Source organism: Aeromonas sp. R2-2, assembly GCF_040908355.1.
GTDB lineage: Bacteria > Pseudomonadota > Gammaproteobacteria > Enterobacterales > Aeromonadaceae > Aeromonas > Aeromonas veronii.
Genome location: NZ_JBFODQ010000068.1, coordinates 14,609 through 36,885 on the forward strand (window position 1 = coordinate 14,609; position 22,277 = coordinate 36,885).

Annotated in this window: 18 protein-coding genes; 2 read left to right on the forward strand and 16 right to left on the reverse strand. The window is 58.6% G+C overall.

Annotated elements, in window-relative coordinates; translation table 11 throughout:
- Positions 1 to 14: 14 nt before the first annotated feature.
- The 16 genes from dnaE to rpsB form a co-directional block, all read right to left on the reverse strand.
- A complete protein-coding gene (dnaE, locus tag AB5Z09_RS13815) occupies positions 15 to 3,494 on the reverse strand; it encodes a DNA polymerase III subunit alpha (protein WP_043818966.1) in 3,480 nt (1,159 codons plus the stop codon).
- 38 nt (positions 3,495 to 3,532) lie between these two features.
- Positions 3,533 to 4,123 carry a ribonuclease HII gene (gene rnhB, locus AB5Z09_RS13820; RefSeq protein WP_368195506.1) on the reverse strand — a complete coding sequence of 197 codons (591 nt, stop codon included), beginning with the start codon at positions 4,121 to 4,123 and terminating at the stop codon, positions 3,533 to 3,535.
- 119 nt (positions 4,124 to 4,242) lie between these two features.
- Positions 4,243 to 5,382, reverse strand: a complete 1,140-nt coding sequence (gene lpxB / locus AB5Z09_RS13825) for a lipid-A-disaccharide synthase (RefSeq protein ID WP_368195507.1) — start codon at positions 5,380 to 5,382, stop codon at positions 4,243 to 4,245.
- Positions 5,375 to 6,166 carry an acyl-ACP--UDP-N-acetylglucosamine O-acyltransferase gene (gene lpxA / locus AB5Z09_RS13830; protein WP_005338557.1) on the reverse strand — a complete coding sequence of 264 codons (792 nt, stop codon included), beginning with the start codon at positions 6,164 to 6,166 and terminating at the stop codon, positions 5,375 to 5,377. The genes lpxB and lpxA overlap by 8 nt, the downstream gene beginning before the upstream one ends.
- 5 nt (positions 6,167 to 6,171) lie before the next feature.
- Positions 6,172 to 6,633, reverse strand: a complete 462-nt coding sequence (gene fabZ, locus AB5Z09_RS13835) for a 3-hydroxyacyl-ACP dehydratase FabZ (protein WP_005338559.1) — start codon at positions 6,631 to 6,633, stop codon at positions 6,172 to 6,174.
- Between the two features lie 24 nt (positions 6,634 to 6,657).
- A complete protein-coding gene (gene lpxD, locus AB5Z09_RS13840; RefSeq protein WP_005338561.1) occupies positions 6,658 to 7,677 on the reverse strand; it encodes a UDP-3-O-(3-hydroxymyristoyl)glucosamine N-acyltransferase in 1,020 nt (339 codons plus the stop codon).
- A 3-nt stretch (positions 7,678 to 7,680) separates the two neighbouring features.
- The gene (locus tag AB5Z09_RS13845) at positions 7,681 to 8,193 is read right to left on the reverse strand and encodes an OmpH family outer membrane protein (protein WP_005338563.1); all 513 of its coding nucleotides are present in this window, start codon (positions 8,191 to 8,193) and stop codon (positions 7,681 to 7,683) included.
- 149 nt (positions 8,194 to 8,342) lie between these two features.
- The gene (gene bamA / locus AB5Z09_RS13850) at positions 8,343 to 10,874 is read right to left on the reverse strand and encodes an outer membrane protein assembly factor BamA (protein WP_075114987.1); all 2,532 of its coding nucleotides are present in this window, start codon (positions 10,872 to 10,874) and stop codon (positions 8,343 to 8,345) included.
- A 34-nt stretch (positions 10,875 to 10,908) separates the two neighbouring features.
- Entirely contained in the window at positions 10,909 to 12,261 is a 1,353-nt protein-coding gene (gene rseP / locus AB5Z09_RS13855; RefSeq protein ID WP_368195508.1) for a sigma E protease regulator RseP, read from the reverse strand.
- On the reverse strand, positions 12,261 to 13,457 hold the full coding sequence (gene ispC, locus AB5Z09_RS13860) for a 1-deoxy-D-xylulose-5-phosphate reductoisomerase (RefSeq protein ID WP_139460060.1): 1,197 nt from the start codon (positions 13,455 to 13,457) through the stop codon (positions 12,261 to 12,263). The genes rseP and ispC overlap by 1 nt, the downstream gene beginning before the upstream one ends.
- On the reverse strand, positions 13,457 to 14,314 hold the full coding sequence (locus tag AB5Z09_RS13865; protein WP_026034918.1) for a phosphatidate cytidylyltransferase: 858 nt from the start codon (positions 14,312 to 14,314) through the stop codon (positions 13,457 to 13,459). Before AB5Z09_RS13865 ends, ispC begins: the two co-directional genes overlap by 1 nt.
- Before the next feature lie 27 nt (positions 14,315 to 14,341).
- Positions 14,342 to 15,118 (reverse strand): polyprenyl diphosphate synthase, encoded by a 777-nt coding sequence (gene uppS / locus AB5Z09_RS13870; RefSeq protein WP_005338574.1) that lies wholly within the window; start codon positions 15,116 to 15,118, stop codon positions 14,342 to 14,344.
- A gap of 72 nt (positions 15,119 to 15,190) precedes the next feature.
- Positions 15,191 to 15,748 (reverse strand): ribosome recycling factor, encoded by a 558-nt coding sequence (gene frr, locus AB5Z09_RS13875; RefSeq protein ID WP_005338576.1) that lies wholly within the window; start codon positions 15,746 to 15,748, stop codon positions 15,191 to 15,193.
- A 100-nt stretch (positions 15,749 to 15,848) separates the two neighbouring features.
- A complete protein-coding gene (gene pyrH / locus AB5Z09_RS13880) occupies positions 15,849 to 16,583 on the reverse strand; it encodes a UMP kinase (protein WP_005338577.1) in 735 nt (244 codons plus the stop codon).
- Positions 16,584 to 16,654: 71 nt separating this feature from the next.
- Positions 16,655 to 17,536 (reverse strand): translation elongation factor Ts, encoded by an 882-nt coding sequence (gene tsf / locus AB5Z09_RS13885; RefSeq protein ID WP_005338578.1) that lies wholly within the window; start codon positions 17,534 to 17,536, stop codon positions 16,655 to 16,657.
- Positions 17,537 to 17,640: 104 nt separating this feature from the next.
- The gene (gene rpsB, locus AB5Z09_RS13890) at positions 17,641 to 18,369 is read right to left on the reverse strand and encodes a 30S ribosomal protein S2 (RefSeq protein ID WP_005303470.1); all 729 of its coding nucleotides are present in this window, start codon (positions 18,367 to 18,369) and stop codon (positions 17,641 to 17,643) included.
- Between the two features lie 371 nt (positions 18,370 to 18,740).
- Between rpsB and map the strand changes: the two genes are divergently transcribed.
- Together map and glnD are read left to right on the forward strand one after the other, a co-directional pair.
- Positions 18,741 to 19,529 (forward strand): type I methionyl aminopeptidase, encoded by a 789-nt coding sequence (gene map, locus AB5Z09_RS13895; protein ID WP_005338579.1) that lies wholly within the window; start codon positions 18,741 to 18,743, stop codon positions 19,527 to 19,529.
- Between the two features lie 85 nt (positions 19,530 to 19,614).
- Positions 19,615 to 22,263 (forward strand): bifunctional uridylyltransferase/uridylyl-removing protein GlnD, encoded by a 2,649-nt coding sequence (gene glnD, locus AB5Z09_RS13900; protein ID WP_368195509.1) that lies wholly within the window; start codon positions 19,615 to 19,617, stop codon positions 22,261 to 22,263.
- The last annotated feature ends 14 nt before the right edge of the window (positions 22,264 to 22,277 follow it).

A 22,277-nucleotide genomic window follows, 5' to 3' on the forward strand; every position in this document is an offset into this window, starting at 1 on the left:
GGGCCTTAGAACCTCTAATCAAAAACCAATTCAACCCGCTCTCGTCCAAGCAGGACTCGCAAGTCATCTATCAGTTGATCGGTGGGCGTCACCCGCCACTCGGTACCGAGCGTCAATCGCACCCGGGAGCCGGGGCGACGATAGTTTACCTGAACCGGACAGACTCCGGCACGGGCGGGCTCCAAAATCTCGCACAAACGCGGGAAAAAGCGATCATCAATCCGCTGTTCATCGAGGGAGATGCGGATTGCTCTGGCAAAACGCTCCCTCGCATCGTTGATATCCAGTAATTCTCGAGCCGACATTTTAAGGCCACCGGAGAAGTCATCAAAGCTGACCTGTCCAGAAACCACCAAAATGCGGTCTTTTTGCATCAATTCTTCATATTTTTCCAGCGCTTCACTGAACAGGGTCACATCGAGGCGACCGGAACGGTCGTCCAGAGTGAAGATCCCCATCTTGTTGCCACGCTTGGTCACCATGCTGCGGGCCGCGATCACCAGCCCAGCCGCCGTGGTTACGGTATCGCGGGAGGTGGGATGCAGATCGCACAGGCGACCCGAGGTATAGCGACGCAATTCGCTGCTGTACTGGTTGATGGGGTGGCCGGTGAGATAGAGCCCGAGGGTCTCGCGTTCCCCTTCCAGCCACACCTTGTCAGGCCAGTGCGGCACGTTGGCAAACGCCTTTTTGACGTCGTCAATCTCTTCAGTGAGCACGCCGAACATGTCGACCTGCCCCACTGCCTGCGCCTTGGCGTGCTGCTCGGCGGCCCGCATCGCCTCCTCCAGCGTTGCCATCAGGGCGGCGCGGTGGGGGCCGAGCCGATCCATGGCGCCGGAGAGAATGAGCTTCTCCATCACCCGCTTGTTTAGCTTCTTGATATCGACCCGGTTGCAGAAGTCGAACAGATCGCGGAACGGGCCGTCCTGATCCCGGGCGCTCAAGATCGCATCGATGGGGCCTTCACCGACCCCTTTCACCGCCCCGATCCCGTAGACGATATGACCATCTTCGTTGACCGAGAAGCGATAGCGGCCGGTGTTCACATCCGGCGGGATCACGGTGAGCCCCATCCGCTGACACTCATCCACCAAGGTCACGATCTTGTCGGTGTTGTCCATATCGGCGGTCATCACCGCCGCCATGAACTCGGCCGGGAAGTGGGTCTTGAGCCAGAGGGTCTGGTAGGAGACTAGCGCGTAGGCGGCGGAGTGGGATTTGTTGAAGCCGTAGCCCGCAAACTTCTCCACCAGATCGAAGATCTTCATCGCCAGTTCGCCGTCGACGCCATTCTTGACGGCGCCCTCCTCGAAACCGGCCCGCTGCTTGGCCATCTCCTCGGGCTTTTTCTTACCCATCGCCCGGCGAAGCATGTCCGCGCCACCCAGCGTATAACCCGCCAGGGTCTGGGCGATCTGCATCACCTGCTCCTGATAGAGGATGATGCCGTAGGTCGGTTCCAGAATCGGTTTCAGGCTCTCGTGCTGCCACTTCTCGTCCGGATAGGAGATCGCTTCATTACCGTGTTTGCGGTCGATGAAGTTATCCACCATGCCTGACTGGAGCGGGCCCGGTCGGAACAGGGCCACCAGAGCGATCATGTCTTCGAAGCAGTCGGGGCGCAGCCGCTTGATGAGATCCTTCATGCCGCGGGATTCGAGCTGGAATACCGCCGTGGTCTCGTAGCGCTGCAGCAGGTCGAACGACTTCTTGTCATCGATGGGGATGGCGGCGATATCCACCGGCGGCTTGCCCTCTTTGGCAAGACGCGGGTTTATCATGCCGAGCGCCCAGTCGATGATGGTGAGGGTGCGCAGACCCAGGAAGTCGAACTTCACCAGACCGGCGTACTCCACGTCGTTCTTGTCAAACTGGGTGACCGGGTGGTGGCCTTCGTCATCGCAGTAGAGCGGCGCAAAGTCGGTGATCTTGGTGGGCGCGATCACCACGCCACCGGCGTGTTTACCGGCGTTGCGCACGACCCCTTCCAAGCGGCGGGCCATGTCGATGAGGTCTTTGACCTCCTCATCCTGCTCGTAGAGCTCGGGCAGCTTGGGCTCGGCCTCGAATGCCTTGGCAAGCGTCATGCCCGGATCCGGCGGGATCAGCTTGGAGATACGATCCACAAAGCCGTAGGCGTGGCCCAGCACCCGGCCCACATCCCGCACCACCGCCTTGGCCGCCATGCTGCCGAAGGTGATGATCTGCGACACCGCATCCCGGCCATACATGTCGGATACGTGCTCGATCACCTCATCGCGCCGGTCCATGCAGAAGTCAACGTCGAAGTCGGGCATGGATACCCGCTCGGGGTTCAGGAAACGTTCGAACAGCAGGTCAAATTCCAGCGGGTCGAGGTCAGTGATCTTGAGGGCGTAGGCCACCAGAGAACCCGCCCCCGAGCCCCGGCCCGGGCCAACGGGAATGCCGTTGTCCTTGGACCACTGGATAAACTCCATCACGATGAGGAAGTAACCCGGGAAGCCCATCTGGTTGATCACTTTCAGCTCGATGTCGAGACGCTCGTCATACTCGGGACGACGCTCGGCCCGCACTTGCGGATCCGGGAACAGGAACTCGAGACGCTCCTCCAGACCCTCTTTCGATTTGGCCACCAGAAAATCTTCGGTGGTCATGTCGCCGGTCGGGAAGTTGGGCAGGAAGTACTCGCCAAGACGCACCGTCACGTTGCAGCGCTTGGCGATCTCCACCGTGTTTTCCAGCGCCTCGGGAATGTCGGCAAACAGCTCCGCCATCTCCTCCTGACTGCGCAGGTACTGCTGGGGGCTGTAGCGACGGGGGCGGCGTTTGTCCATCAGGGTATAGCCATCGTGGATGGCGACCCGGATCTCGTGGGCGTCGAAATCATCGGCGTTGAGGAACACCACCTCGTTGGTGGCGACTACCGGCAGCTCGAACTCGGTGGCGATGGCCACCGCCATGTGCAGGTAGACCTCTTCGTCGGGTCGACCGGTACGCAGCAGTTCGAGGTAGTAGGCATCGGGGAAGTGGGTCTGATAGAAGGCGACACACTGCTCGGTCATCTGCCGGTTGCCCTTGAGCAGGAACTTGCCCACATCCCCCTCGCGCCCGCCAGAGAGGACGATCACCCCCTTGGCATGCTCGGCGAGCCAGCTCTTGTCAATAACCGGACGCCCCTGCACGTGGCCGCGCTGGTAACCGCGGGAAATAAGCAGGGTGATGTTCTGGTAGCCGTCGTTATCCATGGCGAGCAGGGTGAGACGGAACTGCTCGTCGCCGAGCTCATCGCTCTGCACCCAGAAGTCGGCCCCGACGATGGGTTTGATCCCCTTGCCGTGAGCTGCGCCATAGAAGCGCACCAGACCGCACATGTTCATCTGATCGGTCAGCGCCAGCGCCGGCATGTTGTTGGCCGCCGCCGCCCCGACGATGGGATTGATCTTCTGCAGGCCATCGACCATGGAGAAGTCGGAGTGGACTCGCAGGTGGATAAAACGGGGTTCAGCCATCGTCATCTCCTCTCGCTGCTCAAACTAAATGGCATGGTCTACTCGATCCCCAATGCGCGGCGCACCGGTTTGAAGCTCTTGCGATATTCGGGCAACGGGCCCCGTTCGGCCAGAATGGCGAGGTGCTCAGCGGTCGGATAACCCTTGTGGCGGGCAAAACCATACTCGGGATGACGGCTGTCCAGCTCGGTCATCTCCGCATCTCGTGTCACCTTGGCGAGGATCGAGGCGGCGCTGATGGCGGCCACTAGGCTATCGCCCTTGACCACGGCACGCGCTTCCATCGGCAATGCCGGGCAGCGGTTGCCATCGATAAAGACCAGCTCGGGGGTGACCTTCAACCCCGCCACGGCACGCTGCATCGCCAGCATGGTGGCATGCAGGATGTTGAGCTCGTCGATCTCCCCCGGAGTGGCGCGACCGATGGCCCAGGCGAGCGCTTTTTCTTTGATCTCGTCAAACAGGGCGAGGCGCTTCTTCTCGGAGAGCTTCTTGGAGTCGTTGAGCCCCGCGATCGGATTGGCGGGATCGAGAATGACCGCAGCGGTGACCACGTCACCCACCAGGGGGCCACGGCCCACTTCGTCCACACCGGCAACCAGCTTGTCGTCAGGAATATCGATCATCATCTTGTAGCCTTGAATCAAAACAGGCCCCGTGGGGCCTGACAGGGGTCGACTGGCGCGGCATCACCGCTCGGAAAACGGATTAACGGGCTGTGCGGCGCAATCGACGGTCCGAAATAGCGTTATCTGCCAAGCAGATCCACCACCGCATCGGCGGCCTGCGAGTCTGCATTGCAGCGGATCAGCTGGTGCAGCTCGGTGAAGGTGTTGACCAGCGCACTGTTGTCGTGCTCGAAGTACTTGCTCACCTCTTCCACCAGATTCTCCGGGGTGCACTCGTGCTGGATGAGTTCCGGCACCAGCATGCGACCGGCCAGCAGGTTGGGCAGAGAGACAAATTCGGTCTTTACCAGTCGCTGGGCCAGCCAATAGCTGAAGGGCTTGAGCTTGTAGCCCACCACCATCGGCTTTTTCACCAGCATGGCTTCGAGCGCCGCGGTGCCGGAGGCCAGCATCACCACGTCGGCGGCGATCATCGCCTCGCGGCCCTGCCCTTCCAGCAGCACCATGTCGAGACCCGGCGCTACCTCGGCCTTGATGGCCATAAACTGCTCGCGCCGTTTCTGGTTGACCAGCGGCACGATGAAGCCGAGATCCGGATAGCGCACCGTCAGGTGTTTGCACGCCTCGAGAAACAGGGGGGACATAAAGCCCACTTCTGCGGTGCGGCTGCCCGGCAGCACCGCCAGCCAGCGGCGATTGGCATCGATACCGAGATTGCGACGCACGGCAGCCTGATCCGGCACCAATGGAATATCGTCCGCCATGGTATGGCCGACAAAACGGCAAGGGGCGTCGAAACGGTCGTAAAAGGCTTTCTCGAACGGCAGGAAGGCGAGCACCATGTCGGTGGCAGCCTTGATCTTGTGAATGCGGTTCTGGCGCCAGGCCCACACAGAGGGGCTGACATAGTGAACCGTCTTGATACCGGCGCGGCGCAGTTTCAGCTCCACTCCGATATTGAAATCCGGTGCATCCACGCCGATAAAGACATCGGGCGGATTGGCAATAAAATGGCGCAACAGTTCGCGACGGACCTTGAGGATGCGCGGCAGACGGCCCAGCACCTCGGTGATCCCCATGACGGAGAGCTCTTCCATCTCGAACAAGGCCTTGACGCCGAGGGCCTGCATCCGCGGCCCGGCGATCCCTTCGAACTGCGCATCCGGGTAGCGGGCCTGCAGCTCGCGCACCAGACCAGCGGCCAGAATGTCGCCGGAGACCTCTCCGGCGACGATACCGATACGAACCGGATCAGGCACGGATGATCCCGCGCTCGTTATCTTTGAGGAAGTCCACATAGAGCTGGACGGCCGGTTCGGCTTGCGCCATCTCGATCAGCACCGGCAGCACCTCTTCGATGGTCTTGCCGGAGCGGAAGATCTCTTTGTAGGCACGCTTGACGGCAGAGATTGCCTCGGCGCTGAAACCGCGGCGACGCAGACCTTCAGAGTTGACCCCGAACGGCTTGGCGTAGTTGCCGGCAGCCATCACGTAAGGCGGCACGTCCTTGTTCAGGGCGGCGCAGCCACCGACGAAGGCGTGGGAGCCGACGCGGCCAAACTGGTGAATGGCGGAGAGACCACCAAAGATCACGAAGTCACCGATCACCACGTGGCCCGCCAGGGTCGCGTTGTTGGCGAAGATGCAGTTGTCACCGATGATGCAGTCGTGGGCAACGTGAACGTTGACCATGAACAGGTTGCCGCTGCCCACCTTGGTCAGGGATTGATCCTGAATGGTGCCACGGTGGAAGGTGCAGTTCTCGCGAATGACGTTGTTGTCGCCAATTTCGAGGAAGGTGCGCTCACCGGCGTACTTCTTGTCCTGGCAATCCTCACCGATGGAGGTGTGCTGGAAGATCTTGTTGCCGCGACCAATCTTGGTCGGGCCCTTGATCACCACATGGGAACCTACCCAGGTGTTGTCACCGATTTCCACCTCGGCGCCGATGACAGAAAAGGGGCCGATTTCAACCCCTTTACCGATCACGGCAGACTCATGGACGATGGCAGTATCGTGAATGATGGCAGTCTGGTCGATCACGTGTGTTAAACCTCGCGTTTGGCGCACATCAGCTCGGCGGTACAGACCACTTCACCGTCGACGGTGGCGACACCGGTGAACTTGGCAATACCGCGACGCTCTTTCAGGAACTCCACGTCCAGCACCAGTTGGTCACCGGGGCCGACCGGACGCTTGAAGCGAGCGTTGTCGATTGAGGCAAAATAGTAGAGTTCGTTGGGAGACGGCTTGCCCACCATGGTAAAGGCCAGGATACCGGTGGCCTGTGCCATCGCTTCCAGGATCAGTACGCCCGGGAACACCGGCTTGGCCGGGAAGTGCCCCTGGAAGATCGGCTCGTTGAACGAGACATTCTTGATGGCGCGCAGGGTTTTACGCTCATCGCTGATCTCGTAGTCGTCTACACGATCCACCATCAGAAACGGATAACGGTGGGGCAGCAGATCCATGATTTCCTGGATACCCAGGCTCTTCTTTTCAGTAGTCAAAACAGTACCCTATACCAATCGTGATTATTCTTGATCCAGCTTCTTCTCAAGCTTGCTTAACCGCTTGTGCATCTCTTCGATACGCATCACCCGGGCGGCGGTCTTGCGCCACTCTTTATTGGTTTGCAGAGGGATGCCGGAAGAGTAGACACCGGGCTCGGTAATGGGTCGCATCACCATGGCCATACCGGTAACGGTGGCCTGGTCGCAGATCTCCATATGCCCGTTAAAGACGGAAGCGCCGCCAATGATACAGTATTTGCCGACCTTGAGACTACCAGCCATCACGGTCGAGCCCGCCACGGCGGTGCCGTAACCGATCTCCACGTTGTGGGCGATCTGGCACTGGTTGTCGATGATGACGTTGTCAGCAATGCGGGTATCTTCCAGCGCACCGCGGTCAATGGTGGTACAGGCACCGATCTCGACCCGGTTGCCAATGGTCACACCGCCGAGCTGGGGGATCTTGATCCACTCGCCACGCTCGTTGGCATAACCGAAACCATCGGCGCCGATCACTGTGCCGGATTGAACCAGACAGTCGGTACCCATGGTCACATTGTGATAGAGGGTGACGTTGGCCCACAGCCGGGAGCGGGCTCCCAGCCGGGTATTTTTGCCAACAAAACAGCCCGGGCCAATGCGTACATCGTCACCCAGCACGACGCCGGATTCGATCACTGCATTGGCGCCGATGGCCACTCTCTCGCCCAGTTGCACGTCAGCCGCGATAACGGCACTCGGATGAATATCCGTGGCCGGCTGCGGGGTAGTGTCCAGCAGTTGGGCTACCCGGGCAAAGCCCACATAGGGGTCTTTGAGCACCAGGGCATTGGTGGGACAAAATGGCAGATCCGCTTCTGTAATGAGCACGGCGGTCGCCTTGCTCTGCTCCAGATAATGCCGGTACTTTTTGTTGGACAGGAAGGTGATATCCCCCTCCCCGGCCTTTTCCAGTGTCGCTACCTTGCGGATTTCCAGGGTTCCGTCGCCATGGACCTGGGCCCCCAGTTGCTGGGCCAGCTGTGCGAGAGTGAATGCCATCAATTAGTTGCTCTTGCTTACCTGAGAAATAACCTGGCCGGAGATGTCCAGCTTGCTGGCGGCATACGGGGCGGCATTGCGCTCCAGCACCAGATCGTAACCATTGCTCTTGGCGATGGAATCGATGGCAGCCTGTACCTTGGTCAGGATCTTGTTGCGCTCTTCGGACTGACGGCGACCGTTGTCCTGCTCAAAGGCTTGACGCTTCTGGTTGAACTCCATCTGCAGCTTGGCCAGCTTCTCCTGGTTCTGCTTCTTCTGCTCGGCGCTCATGAAGGCTTCATCCTTGCGGAACTTCTCGACCAGCTTCTGGCCTTCCTGTTCCAGCTTCTGCAGCTCACGCATACGCGGCTCGAATTCACCTTTCAGCTTGGCTGCAACGGCTTCACGCTGGGGCAGCTTTTGGAAGACTTCGCCCATATCAACCACGGCGATCTTGGTCTCAGCGAAGGCAGAACCCATGCCGGCAGCCATCAGTGCAAAGCTCAAACCAGCTACTTTCAACGCTTTATTCACACTTACTCCTTGTTCCCTCATGGCGAGGGCTACCTGATTTACCCGATTATGCAAGCGGCGTTAGGACCGTCTTGTTACCTGGTGAGGCACGCATACCGCGCGTCCCATCATTGAAGACCCCCACCGCATGGGTGGGGGCGAAACTCTGCTTAGAAAGTACGACCGATGTTGAAGGAGAAGACTTCGGTGCGATCCCCTTCGTATTTCTTGATCGGCTTGGCCAAGGCAAACACCAGCGGGCCCATCGGCGAGAGCCACTGCAGGGAGACACCGGCAGAGACCCGGATATTGCCCGGGTTGGAGTAGTCCTGGCTCAGATAGTTGCAATCAGAACCGGCGGCGCAAGGATATGCCCCGTTGGCAAAATCAGTGCTCCATACGGTACCTGCGTCCATAAAGACGGTTGAACGGATCTGCGGACGATAGGTCTCGGAGACGAACGGGGTCGGGAAGACAAGCTCCAGTGAGGCGACGGCCAGAGCGTTACCGCCTACCGAGGTGTCGGAACCTTCGTAGTAGCCAGTTTCACACGGCTGAGAACCCGTGCAACTGCCAGCACCCGGCTTGTTGTAGGTCTTGTAGATCGCCTTGGGACCAATGGTATTGCTCTTGAAGCCACGTACCGTATCGAAACCACCGGCATAGTAGTTCTCGAAGAACGGCAGCATGGAGTCATCGCCATAGCCGTTACCGTAGGAGACACGACCCTTGCCGATCATTACCCAACTGTGATCCGCATCGAGCGGGAAGTAGTGGGCATCTTCGGCAGAGAGCTTGTAGTACTGCAGCTCCATGCCCGGTACGGTCACCTTGGCGTTGATACGCTGACGATCGCCAGAAGTCGGGAACATCCCCTTGTTCAGGGTAGAGCGGGTCCAGCCAGCGGTGACATCAACGGTCACGAAATCGAGGTTGGAACCATCCTGTGAATAGGCATTCCAGAACTGATCCATCTGTACCGACTGGCGGTTATCGTTCCACTGATCCCAGCAGTAGGTATTGCCATCAGTATCCGGATTGTCCTTCAGACACTCCTGATAGTTCTGGGCATTGAATGACGGACGACTCAGCTTGGTGCTCTCGATACCGGTACTGAAGTCGAGACGGTTGAACTCATTGACCGGGAAGCCGCTGGAGAGACGGAAACCGATGGTTTCGTTCTCGTAATCGACGATATCGGCATCATCGGCGCGGAACTGGTTGTAGTAGACACGACCACCCAGGCTGACACCATCCACGGTGAAGTAGGGGTCGTTGTAGCTCAGGTCAACGTTCTTGGAGTAGTCGTTGGTGCTGGCGTTGATGGAGACCTTTTTACCGGTACCCATAAAGTTGTCCTGGGAGATCCCCGCCTGTAGGCTCAGACCCGATTCGGTACCGTAACCGATACCTGCGTTGATGGAGCCTGCTGGCTGCTCCTTGACCTTGAAGTCGAGGTCAACCAGGTCATCGTTGCCCGGCACCCGTTTGGTGTCCACTTCGACGCTCTCAAAGTAGCCAAGGCGGTTGAGACGGCTCTTGGACTGCTCGATGTTGTCGGAGGAGAGCCAGGTGCCTTCCATCTGGCGCATCTCGCGACGCAGCACCTGGTCTTCGGTGGTGGCGTTACCGCTGAAGTTGATATTGCGCACATAGACACGGGGGCCCGGCTCAACGTTGACGATCAGCTCGACTTCCTTGGTCTTGTCATTGACCTGTGGGAAAGTGACCACTTTCGGATAGGCGTAGCCGTAACGGCCGAGGAACTTGGAGAGCACCTCTTCGGTATGAGTCACCTGACTGGCAGAGTAAGTGCTGCCGGCAGCGATCGGGATCAATCCCTTCATCTCACCACCACGATCGATCAAGTCACCCTTGAGCTGGACACCGGAGACCTTGTACTGATCCCCTTCCTTGATGTTGAGGGTGACGTAGACGCCCTTCTTGTCGGGGGTCATGGAGACCTGGGTAGACTCCTGCTGGAAGCGGATATAGCCGCGGTCCATGTAGTAGGAGCGCAGGGTCTCGATATCACCGGCCAGCTTCTGCTTCTGATAGCGCTGATCGGCGGTGAAGTTCCACCAGGGCACTTCGTCGCGCAGGGAGAGCTGGGCAATCAGCTTCTCTTCAGGGAAGACGCTGTTGCCGACAATGTTGATCTGCTGGATCTTGGCCGCTTCCCCTTCCACGAAGGTGAACTTGAGGTCGACCCGGTTGCGCGGCAACGGGGTGACGATGGCCTTGACCTTGGCGGAGTATTTACCCACGCCATAGTAGAAATCTTCCAGTCCCTTCTCGAGGGAGGTGAGTACGGTGCGATCCAGCGGATCACCCACACGAATACCGGAGGACTCCAGACTCTGGGTCAGTTGCTCCTCTTTGATATCCTTGTTGCCGGCAAACTCGATGCTGGAGATGGTCGGACGCTCCTTGACCATCACCTGCAGCACCTGGCCGTCACGGTAAACCTTCACATCCTCGAAGTTACCCGAGGCATAGAGCTTTTTGATGGCGCTGGCCAGAGCCACGGAATCGACGGTATCACCGACCCGGATCGGCAGGTTCAACAGTGCGGCACCCAGGGTCACCCGTTGCAGACCTTCGACCTGGATATCTTGCACCACAAAAGAGGCAGGGGCCGCCTGGGCCAGGAAACTGGCACCCAGCAGGCAACTCAACACCAATGCTTTTTTAACAGCCATTTTGTTCTTATGTGTCCTTGTTGATGCTCTGGCCTCAGAGGCGAGCGAAATCGTTAAACAGCGCAATGCCCATCAATAACATCAGAATGGCGGCGCCGATCCTGAAACCCACTTCCTGTATTTTCTCTGATACCGGCTTGCCGGTGACCGCTTCGATCAGGAAATAGACCAGATGGCCACCATCGAGCACCGGCAGGGGGAACAGATTGATAATCCCCAGGTTGACGCTGATCAGCGCCAGAAAACTCAAGAAATAGACCAGACCATAGTCGGCACTGCTGCCGGCGCCCTTGGCAATGGAGATGGGGCCGCTCAGGTTGTCCAGTGACACGATGCCACCGATCAACTTGCCAATCATGTCAAAGGTGAGCGTGATCAGGCTCCAGGTCTTGTCCGCGCCATGCCACAGCGCCTGCAAAGGCCCATACTGTAACAGAATTCGATATTCATCCGGTAATGGAACCAGTTGCGGCGAGAGACCGACGAATCCTACCAGCTTGCCCTGCACCTTGCGGCTATCCGGGGTCAGAGTCACGTTGAGATCACTGTTGTTGCGCTCAACCACCACTTGCAGGGGTTCACCCGGTGCCTGCTGCACCAGCTCGACAAACTGGGCCCACGCGGTAATAGGCTGATCGCCGACCTGTTTGATACGGTCACCAACCTGCAGCCCCGCCTTTTCACTGGCACTCTTGGCCACCACGGCAGCCACGACGGGCAGCACTTTGCCACTCAGGGGGACGATCCCCAAGCTGCCGATGGGCGACTCTTTATCCGGATCGAAGGTCCAGCCGGTCAGCGACAAGGTTTTATCGGTGGCATAGCTGGTATTGGGTGCCTGCACCTTGAGAGTCACAGCATCGTCACCCAGATGGCTGATAAGGGCGTAAGTGACGCTCTCCCAGTCACCGGTCTGCTCATCGCCGACCCCGACAATCTCCATCCCCGGCAGCACACCCGCCTCGGCTACGATGGATGCCGGACGCACTTCACCGATCACCGGCTTGACGCTCGGCACCCCGATGATAAACATCAGCCAGAGGGCAAACAGGGCAAAGACGAAGTTGGCCATGGGACCTGCGGCAACAATCGCCATCCGCGCCCAGACACTCTTGTGGTTGAAGGCATACTGCTCGTCACCGTGCTTGAGTTCATCGACCCGGCCATCGAGCATCTTGACGTAACCACCGAGGGGGATCAGCGCCAGCACATATTCGGTGCCATCCTTACCCATCCTGCGCCAGATCGCCTTGCCAAAACCGATGGAGAAGCGCTCAACCTTGACGCCACAACGACGGGCCACCCAGAAGTGACCAAACTCGTGCACCGCGACCAGCAGGCCCAGCGCAACAACAAAAGCACCGATATTCCACAACACACCGCCCATCAGCCAAGCTCCTCAATCAAAGTGTGAGCACGGGCTCTTGCCGCACCGTCCAGGGCAAACAGATCATCGAGCGAGCCGATGGCGCTGCTCTCCAGCGCCAGCATCACTGCCTCGTTGATCCGGGCAATATCCATAAAACCGATGCGCCCGGCCAGGAAGGCAGCAACCGCCTCCTCGTTGGCTGCATTCAGCGCAGTGGTCGCCGCTTGTCCCTTCTGGCAGGCATTGATGGCCAGCGCCAGACAGGGGTAGCGATCATAATCAGGCCGGATAAAGCTGAACTCTCCGACACTGAAGAAATCCAAAGGTTCCACACTGGAGGGGATGCGATTGGGATAAGCCAGCGCATGGGCGATGGGGGTACACATATCCGGATTGCCAAGCTGGGCCAGCACGGAGCCATCCTTATACTGCACCATGGAGTGGATCACCGACTGCGGATGGATCACCACCTGGATCTGCTCGGGCGCCGCATTGAACAGCCAGCGCGCCTCGATGTACTCCAGCCCCTTGTTGATCATGGTGGCAGAGTCGACCGAAATCTTGGCCCCCATCGACCAGTTGGGATGGGCGATGGCCTGCGCCGGCGTCACCTTGGCCAGCTCGCTGATCTCGGTGTAACGGAACGGGCCGCCGGAACCGGTCAGCAAAATCTTGCTGATCCCCGCCGCCGCCAGATCGCAAAAACCGGGCTGGCGCTGCACGGCAGTCGGCAGACACTGGAAGATGGCATTGTGTTCGCTGTCGATGGGCAGCAGCTCGGCGCCATGCTCGCGCACGGCCTCCATGAAGAAAGCACCGGACATCACCAGCGCCTCCTTGTTGGCCAGCAAAATACGCTTGCCGGCACGTACCGCGGCCATGGTCGGGGCCAGTCCGGCCGCCCCCACAATGGCGGCCATCACGCTATGGGCGTCGGGGTGAGCGGCAACCTCGCAGAGGGCTGCTGCACCAGACATGACCCGGGTCGCACTGCCGTGCGCTTTCAGACGGGCAGCCAGTTCACGGGCGGCATCCTCATCGACCATCACGGCAAAACGGGGGGAGAATTCGAGGCAGTCCCGCAACATGGCATCCACGTTGCGGGCGGCGGTCAACGCCAACACTTGCCAACTGCCCGGGTTATGGCGCAGCACTTTCAAGGTACTCTGACCAATGGAGCCGGAGGCCCCCAGAATAACCAGTGACTTGTGCATCAAAACTCCTGACTGAGTAGCAGATAACTGAGCAGAAACACCGGCAGGGCGGCGGTCAGGCTGTCGATCCGGTCGAGAATGCCGCCATGTCCAGGCAACAGGGTGCCGGAGTCCTTGATGCCCGCCTCGCGCTTGAACATGCTCTCGGTCAGATCACCGAGCACGGAAGCAAGCACCGCCAGCAGAGAGCAAAACAGCACGGTGATCATCTTGGCAGGAACAAATCCCATCGACCAGGTGACACCGATGGCCAGCAGGCTGGCGGTAAAGAGGCCACCGCACATTCCTTCGATGGTCTTGCCCGGACTGACGGCGGGGGCAAGCTTGTGCTTACCGAACGCCTTGCCGAAAAAATACGCGCCAGAATCTGCCGCCCAGACCAGTCCCATCACGAACAACAGGATCCAGGCCCCCATCATGGGGTCATGGTAAAAGTTGTAACCACGGATGGCGACCAGCGACCAGAAGAAAGGAACCAGGGTCACCAGACCAAACAGCGACTTGAGCCAGATAGACTCTTTCCACAGCTTGGCGCTTTGGGGATAGCGCAGCACCAGCAGCAGACCCAGCAGCCACCAGCTTACCGCTGTCCAGAGCACGCCCATCACGAGGGGGTGCAGGTGGGGCGTCCAGAGTTGCTCTACCGGCAGCCAAAAGAGGCTGGCACCGAGCAACAGACAAAATACGATGGGTAACCATTGCTGCGGAGCAGCAGAGACAAACCCGCTCCATTCGCGACTGGCCAACAAAAACACCAGCGCAGCCAACAGGGCAAAAAATTTCAATGGCAGAAAGAAGAGCGCCCCCAACACCAGGGGGATCAACATCAAAGCAGTAATAATTCGTTGTTTTAGCAAAAGAAACCTCTCTCTTGGGAGCGGGGTTTAGCCGGTCTGCTGCTCGGCGATCAATTCCCGTATCTGTTCACCCGTGCAACCGAAGCGACGCTCGCGGGCAACGAAAGAGGCAACCGCCTCACTGAACTCGGCCTCGTTGAAATCGGGCCACAATACCGGGGTAAAATAGAGCTCGGCATAGGCGAGCTGCCATAACACAAAGTTGCTGATGCGATGATCGCCACCGGTGCGGATCAACAGGTCCACGGGTGGCAGATCGGCCATGCAAACCTCGCGGGTCAACATGGATTCATCAATGTCGTCAGCGGCCAGTTCACCGGCCGCCACTGCTTTAGCCAGCTTGCGGGCCGCCTGGGCGATATCCCACTGGCCGCCATAGTTGGCCGCAATGTTCAGGGTCAACCCCTTGTTATTGGCGGTCAAGGCTTCCGCCTTGGCGATTTTGGCCTGCAACCGCTCACTAAAGCGAGCAGTATCGCCAATCACCTTGAGCCGGATCCCGTTGTTGTGCAGTTTCTGCACCTCACGACCCAGCACTGTGATGAACAGTTCCATCAAGGCACTGACCTCCCCTTCCGGGCGGCGCCAGTTCTCGCTGGAGAATGCAAACAGGGTCAATGCCTCGATCTTGGCACGCGCAGCAAAGGTAACGGCCTCGCGCACTGACTTGACGCCCGCCTTGTGGCCATAAACCCGCATCTTGCCTCGGTTCTGGGCCCAGCGACCGTTACCATCCATGATGATGGCGACGTGACGGGGTAAAGACGAGTTGGCACAATCACCCAACGCAGCCAAAAGCGACATGTAATTCTCCCACAAAGACAAAAGCGCCGTGCAGGGGCACTACACGGCGCTCGTAATATACCTTTCAGACGGTTAGATTTCCATTAGCTCCTTCTCCTTTACGGCAAGGGCCTCATCGACCAGCTTGATGTAGGAGTCGGTCAGTTTCTGGATCTCTTCCTGGGCGCGACGGTCATCGTCTTCGGAGATCTCTTTGTCCTTCAGCAGCGCTTTCAGATCAGCGTTGGCGTCACGACGGATGTTGCGCACGGCAACACGAGCGTTTTCCGCTTCGGCACGGACGATCTTGGTCAGGTCACGACGACGCTCTTCGGTCAGCGGCGGCAGCGGCACGCGCAGGGTCTGGCCATTGCTGGACGGGTTCAGGCCCAGATCGGAGGTCAGGATCGCCTTCTCTACCGCCTGGATCATGGAGCGGTCAAAAATGGAGATGGAGAGGGTGCGAGCATCTTCTGCCACGACGTTGGCCAACTGTTTCAGCGGAGTGGCAGCACCGTAATACTCAACCTGGATGCCGTCGAGCAGGCTCGGGTGAGCGCGGCCGGTACGGATCTTGGACATTTGGGTCTTGAGCGCTTCTACGCTCTTGCCCATACGGTCCTTGGCGTCGTTTTTAATCTCGTTGATCACAGTGGTTTTCCTTTTGGCGAACGAGCCGCTACACGGCCCGTGTCTATCTTATTTACTGACGTGATGGATAGGATAAGAGCGCCAGGTGGCTCACTTTATCTTATTTACCAACGTGGTGGATCAGAGTGCCTTCCGGTTCACCCATGACAACCCGGCGCAGGGCACCCGGTTTGTTCATGTTGAACACGCGGATCGGCAGATCATGGTCACGTGCCAGGGTAAAGGCAGCAAGATCCATCACCTTGAGCTCTTTTTCAAGAACTTCATCATAACTCAGTTCATGATACAGCACGGCATCCGGATTCTTGACCGGATCTTCGTTGTATACACCATCAACCTTGGTGGCTTTGAGCACCACGTCAGCTTCGATCTCGATCCCGCGCAGGCAAGCCGCAGAATCGGTAGTGAAGAAGGGGTTGCCGGTACCGGCAGAGAAGATAACGACTTTGCCAGCACGCAGCTGGCTGATTGCCTCGGCCCAGCTGTAGGAGTCGCAGACGCCCTGCAGGGAGATGGCAGACATCAGACGGGCATTCACATAAGCACGATGCAGGGCATCACGCATGGCCAGACCGTTCATCACGGTTGCCAGCATACCCATGTGGTCGCCCACCACGCGGTTCATGCCCGCTTTGGCAAGACCGGCACCACGGAACAGGTTGCCGCCACCGATGACCAGACCGACCTGAACACCCAACTCAACCAGTTCTTTGATCTCTTGGGCCATCCGCTCCAGCACCGCCGGATCAATGCCGAAACCCTCGGATCCTTGCAGGGCTTCACCACTCAACTTCAGAAGAACACGTCTGTATGCAGGTTTGGGATTGGTACTCATGTCACTGATTCCTGGTCATATAAAGACCGCGACATAAGTCGCGGTCTGGGGAAACGGAAAAACCGGTTCGATTAGGCCTTTTGAGCGGCCGCGATTTGGGCTGCAACTTCAGCAGCGAAATCGGTCTCTTGCTTCTCGATGCCTTCGCCCACTTCGAAACGGGTGAAGGAGACAACGTCAGCGCCTTCTTTCTTCAGCAGTTCGGCAACGGTCATGGAAGGATCTTTCACGAACGGTTGACCAGTCAGGGAAACCTCACCGGTGAACTTCTTCATGCGGCCTTCAACCATCTTCTCGGCGATCTCTTTCGGCTTGCCGGAGTTGATGGCGATGTCGATCTGGATTTCGCGCTCTTTGGCAACGACTTCAGCAGACACGTCTTCAGGCTTGACGAATTGTGGGCTGTTGGCAGCAACGTGCATGGCCAGATCTTTGGCCAGCTCGGCAGAACCACCGGTCAGCTTGGTGATAACACCAATGCGGGAACCGTGAACGTAGGTACCCAGGTTGTCACCTTCAACCAGCATCACGCGACGCAGGTTCATGTTCTCACCGATCTTGGCGATCAGGTTGGTGATAGTCAGCTCGACGGATTCGCCGTTACCGAAGTCAGCGGCTTTCAGCGCGTCAACGTCAGCAATTTTCTGGGTCGCAGCGATGTCAGCGATCTTCTGGCCCATTGCCATGAAGCTGGCATCTTTGGCGACGAAGTCGGTTTCGCTGTTCAGCTCGATCATGACGGCAACGTTGCCTTCGGTGCGAGCAAAGATAACGCCTTCAGCGGCGATACGGCCAGCTTTCTTGGCGGCTTTGGCCTGACCGGATTTGCGCATGTTCTCAATTGCCAGCTCGATATCACCAGCAGCTTCTTCCAGTGCTTTTTTGCAATCCATCATGCCAGCGGCAGTGCGCTCGCGCAGTTCTTTTACCAGGGCGGCAGTAACGTTAGCCATGTCCAGTATCCTCGGTCTTGAATTGACAAGAAACAGGGGCCACAAGGGCCCCTGCTAACCAATTACATCAGCTTGGTTAATAAGGGCTTTACAGTCCTTATCAATTACTCAGCTTCAACGAAGCCATCTTGTTCGGCTTGAACAACGATGTCCTGAGCGCGAGCTTCCAGTACGGTGTCAGCAGCAGCATTCAGGTACAGCTGTACGGCACGGATAGCGTCGTCGTTACCCGGGATGACATAGTCAACGCCGTCCGGGTTGGAGTTGGTATCAACGATGGAAACTACCGGGATACCCAGGTTATTGGCTTCTTTGATAGCGATATGCTCGTGGTCGGCATCGACAACGAACAGAACGTCAGGCAGGCCGCCCATGTTCTTGATACCACCCAGGCTCTTCTCCAGCTTTTCCATTTCGCGAGTACGCATCAGCGCCTCTTTCTTGGTCAGCTTGTCGAAGGTACCGTCCTGGCTCTGGGTTTCCAGATCTTTCAGGCGCTTGATAGACTGACGAACGGTTTTCCAGTTGGTCAGCATACCGCCCAGCCAGCGGTGGTTTACATAGAACTGGTCGCAACGCTCAGCGGCTTCTTTTACGGCTTCAGACGCGGCACGCTTGGTACCAACGAACAGTACCTTGCCTTTCTTGGCAGCTACGGAGCTGATGAAGTTCATGGCATCGTCAAACATCGGAACGGTTTTTTCCAAGTTGATGATGTGAACTTTGCTGCGGGCACCGAAGATGTAGGATTTCATTTTCGGGTTCCAGTAACGAGTCTGGTGACCGAAGTGAACGCCGGCTTGCAGCATGTCGCGCATAGAAACTTTAGCCATTTTATACCTCTGTATTGGGGTTAGGCCTCCACACATCCCATATAACCGACCCGTTAAGGCACCCCGGCATATGTGTCGATGTGTGTGTGTTGTTTAAGTAAGGGTGATGAAATCGGGACGCAAGTTCCCCATTCCGGCGCGCTTTATACCATAACTTTGTTCAGGACACCACCGGCCGACACCCTAAACAGGCGTAAATATGGATCCCGCCAGAGGATGCTGCGACGCCGATTTGACGTTGTGATGACAATCACACTGGAAGTACGCGGGGGTTGCGGATAAAATTTTGCCCTGATTGCAAACGCATCTATTTTTCATTACCTGTCCTGTCTGCCCTCGCAGGCCCAGCGGCAGGCCGCAAGAGAGATCCCATGTCCATTAAAATCAAGACACCGGAAGAGATTGAAAAGATGCGCGTTGCCGGCCAATTGGCCGCCGATGTGCTGGTCATGATTGCGCCCCATGTCAAAGCTGGCGTCACCACTGACGAACTGAACACCCTCTGCCACGACTATATTGTCGACGTACAACAGGCGGTTCCAGCTCCGCTCAACTACCACGGCTTCCCCAAATCCATCTGCACCTCGGTGAACGATGTGATCTGCCACGGTATCCCGAATCACAAGAAGCTGCGCGATGGCGACATCATCAACCTGGATATCACCGTTATCAAGGATGGTTACCACGGCGATACCTCGGCCATGTTCATCGTGGGCGAGACCACCCCGCTGCGCCGCCAGCTCTGCAAAGTTGCGCAAGAGAGCCTCTACGCCGCCATCAAGAAGGTGCGTCCGGGTGCCTGCATCACCGAGATTGGCGCTGTTATTCAGCCCATCGTCGAGAAGGCCGGTTTCTCCGTGGTGCGTGACTACTGCGGTCACGGCATCGGTGCCGAGTTCCACGAAGAGCCGCAGATCCTCCACTACCGCAACAGCGGCAAGCTGGAGCTGAAAGCAGGCATGTGCTTCACCATCGAGCCCATGGTCAACAGCAAGAAGTATCACTGCAAGGTCAATCCGAAGGATGGCTGGACCGTGACCACCAAGGATGGCGGCGACTCCGCCCAGTGGGAACACACCCTGCTGGTGACCGAGGATGGCTGCGAGGTGCTTACCCTGCGCCCCGATGACACTATCGACCGCTTCATCAAACACAGCTAACATCGAACCCCGGCCCTGAACTTCCAAAGCGCCGGGGTTTTTACTTCTGTTTCAGCTATTTGCCTGCCACTGTGTGTGAGATGCCATGGACGCCAGCCTGCTTTCCCCCCATTTGTTACCCGATGACCAGCTCACTCGCGACAACTGCAAAGAGTACCTGAGCCGCTTTCTCGGCTGGCTGCACGCCCGTTTTGATGCCGGCGACAACATCATCGAGCTGGTCGCCACCCGCTCCGAGTACATGGATCAGTTGCTCTGCCGGTTGTGGCAGAAGTTCGGCTTCGACAAGAGCGACCTCACCCTCATCGCGGTGGGGGGCTATGGCCGCGGCGAGCTGCACCCCCACTCCGATATCGACCTGCTGATCCTCTATGACGGCGACGAGCTGGACGAGGAGTTGGGACTGCGCATCGGCGAGTTCATCACCTTGCTGTGGGATCTCAAGCTTGAGGTGGGTCAGGCGGTGCGCAACGTGGCGGAGTGCCTCGAGCAGGGGCGCGCCGATATTACGGTCGCCACCAACCTCATTGAGGCCCGCTACATCACAGGTCGCCAGGAAGGTTTCCGACAACTGAAAGAGGCCACCGGCCCCCAGCACTTCTGGCCGAGCGAAGCCTTCTTTCGCGCCAAGCGCCAGGAGCAGGCTGAACGTCACCAGCAGTTTCTCGGCACCGCCTACAAGCTGGAGCCGGATCTCAAGAGCAATCCGGGCGGCCTGCGGGATATTCAGACCCTCGCCTGGGTCGCCCGCCGCCACTTTGGCGCCACCACCTTGTTCGAGATGACCAGCCACGGCTTTCTCAATCGCGCCGAGTATCGCGAACTACTCGACTGCCAGAATTTTCTCTGGAAGGTACGCTTTGCCCTGCACATGGCCATCAACAAGGGAGATAACCGCCTGCTGTTCGATCGCCAGCGCACCGTGGCCCAGATGCTGGGGTTCGAAGGGGAAGGCAACACCCCGGTCGAGCAGATGATGAAGCGCTTCTATCAGACGGTGCGTCGGGTCTCGGAGCTCAACGAGATGCTGCTGCAGCTGTTTGACGAGGCGATCCTCGGCAACACCGCCATGGATGTGCGCCGCCTCTCCGACGAGTTCCAGCTTCGTGGCCGCCTCATCGATGCGGTGGATGCGGAGCTGTTTAGCCGTGAACCGGCCGCTATTCTGCGCCTCTTCTATCAGATGGCCCAGCATCCCGAGATTGCCGGCATCCACTCGGCAACCCTGCGCCAACTGCGCGAGGCACGCCGCAAACTCAACTGCTGGCTGCAGGACTTGCCTGACTGCCGTCGCCTCTTTATGGCGCTGCTGCGCCACCCCAACGGCATCGGCCTGCCGCTCACCCTGATGCACAAGTACGGCATCCTCGCCGCCTATCTGCCCCAGTGGAACCTGATCGTCGGCCAGATGCAGTTCGACATGTTCCACGCCTACACGGTGGATGAGCACACCCACCGGCTGCTCAAGAACATCCACCAGTTCCCCAATCCGGCCAGTCGCCAGAGCCACCCGCTCTGCCACGAGGTCTTCACCCGGCTGCGCAAACCGGAGCTGCTCAGCATCGCCGCCCTGTTCCACGATATCGCCAAGGGGCGGCGTGGCGATCACTCGGAGCTCGGCGCCGTCGATGCGCTGGAGTTCTGCCAGCTGCACGGTCTGGATCGCTACGAGAGCCGACTGGTCGCCTGGCTGGTGCGCCATCACCTGCTGATGTCGGTTACCGCCCAGCGCCGCGATATCTACGATCCCGACGTGGTCACCGACTTTGCCCAGAAGGTGCGTGACGAGCAGCATCTAGATCTGCTCTACTGCCTCACCGTGGCCGATATCTGCGCCACCAATGACACCCTGTGGAACGACTGGAAGGGCACCCTGCTGCGGGAGCTCTACTTCGCGACCCAGAAGGCGCTGCGCCAAGGGTTGGAGAACCCGCCCGACATGCGGCTGCGCATTCGCGAGAACCAGCGTCAGGCCAAGCAACTGCTGGCACAACGGGATGTATCGGAAGAGGCAATCAACCAGCTCTGGGCCGATTTCAAGGCCGACTACTTCCTGCGTCACAGCCCGGAACAGATCGCCTGGCACTGCCGCCACATCATCGAGCATGGCGACAATCCGGCACCGCTGGTGATCATCGGCAAACATCCGACCCGCGGCGGCAGCGAGGTATTTATCTACTGCCGCGATACCCCGAATCTGTTTGCCACCGTCGCCTCGGCACTGGATCAGAAGAACCTCAACATCCACGACGCCCAGATCATGAACTCGCGCAGCAACTATGTGCTCGATACCTTCGTGGTGCTGGAGCCGAGCGGCGAGCCCATCAGCCCCAACCGCACAGCCACCATCAAGAAGGCGCTGGAGAAGGCGCTGCAGGAGCCTGGCAAGCTGGTGCTGCGCAACAAGCCGCTGTCGCGGCGCCACCGCCAGTTCAGCGTGCCGACCCGGGTGGTCTTCCTGCCCCACTCTTCGCCCACTAAAGGGGAGAGCCGTCACACCCTGATGGAGCTGACGGCCCTCGATACCCCCGGCCTGCTGGCGCGGATCGGTGCCGTTTTCCAGCAGTGCGGGCTGTCGCTGCACGCCGCCAAAATTGCCACTTTCGGTGAGAGGGTCGAGGACTTTTTCAGCCTGACCAGCCTCGATGGCGAGCCATTGACCGCCGAGCAGCAAAAACAGCTGGAAGAGCGACTGGTACACCAGCTCAATCCCCAGCAGTCGGTACTGGATTAAGCGAAGAGTGATTC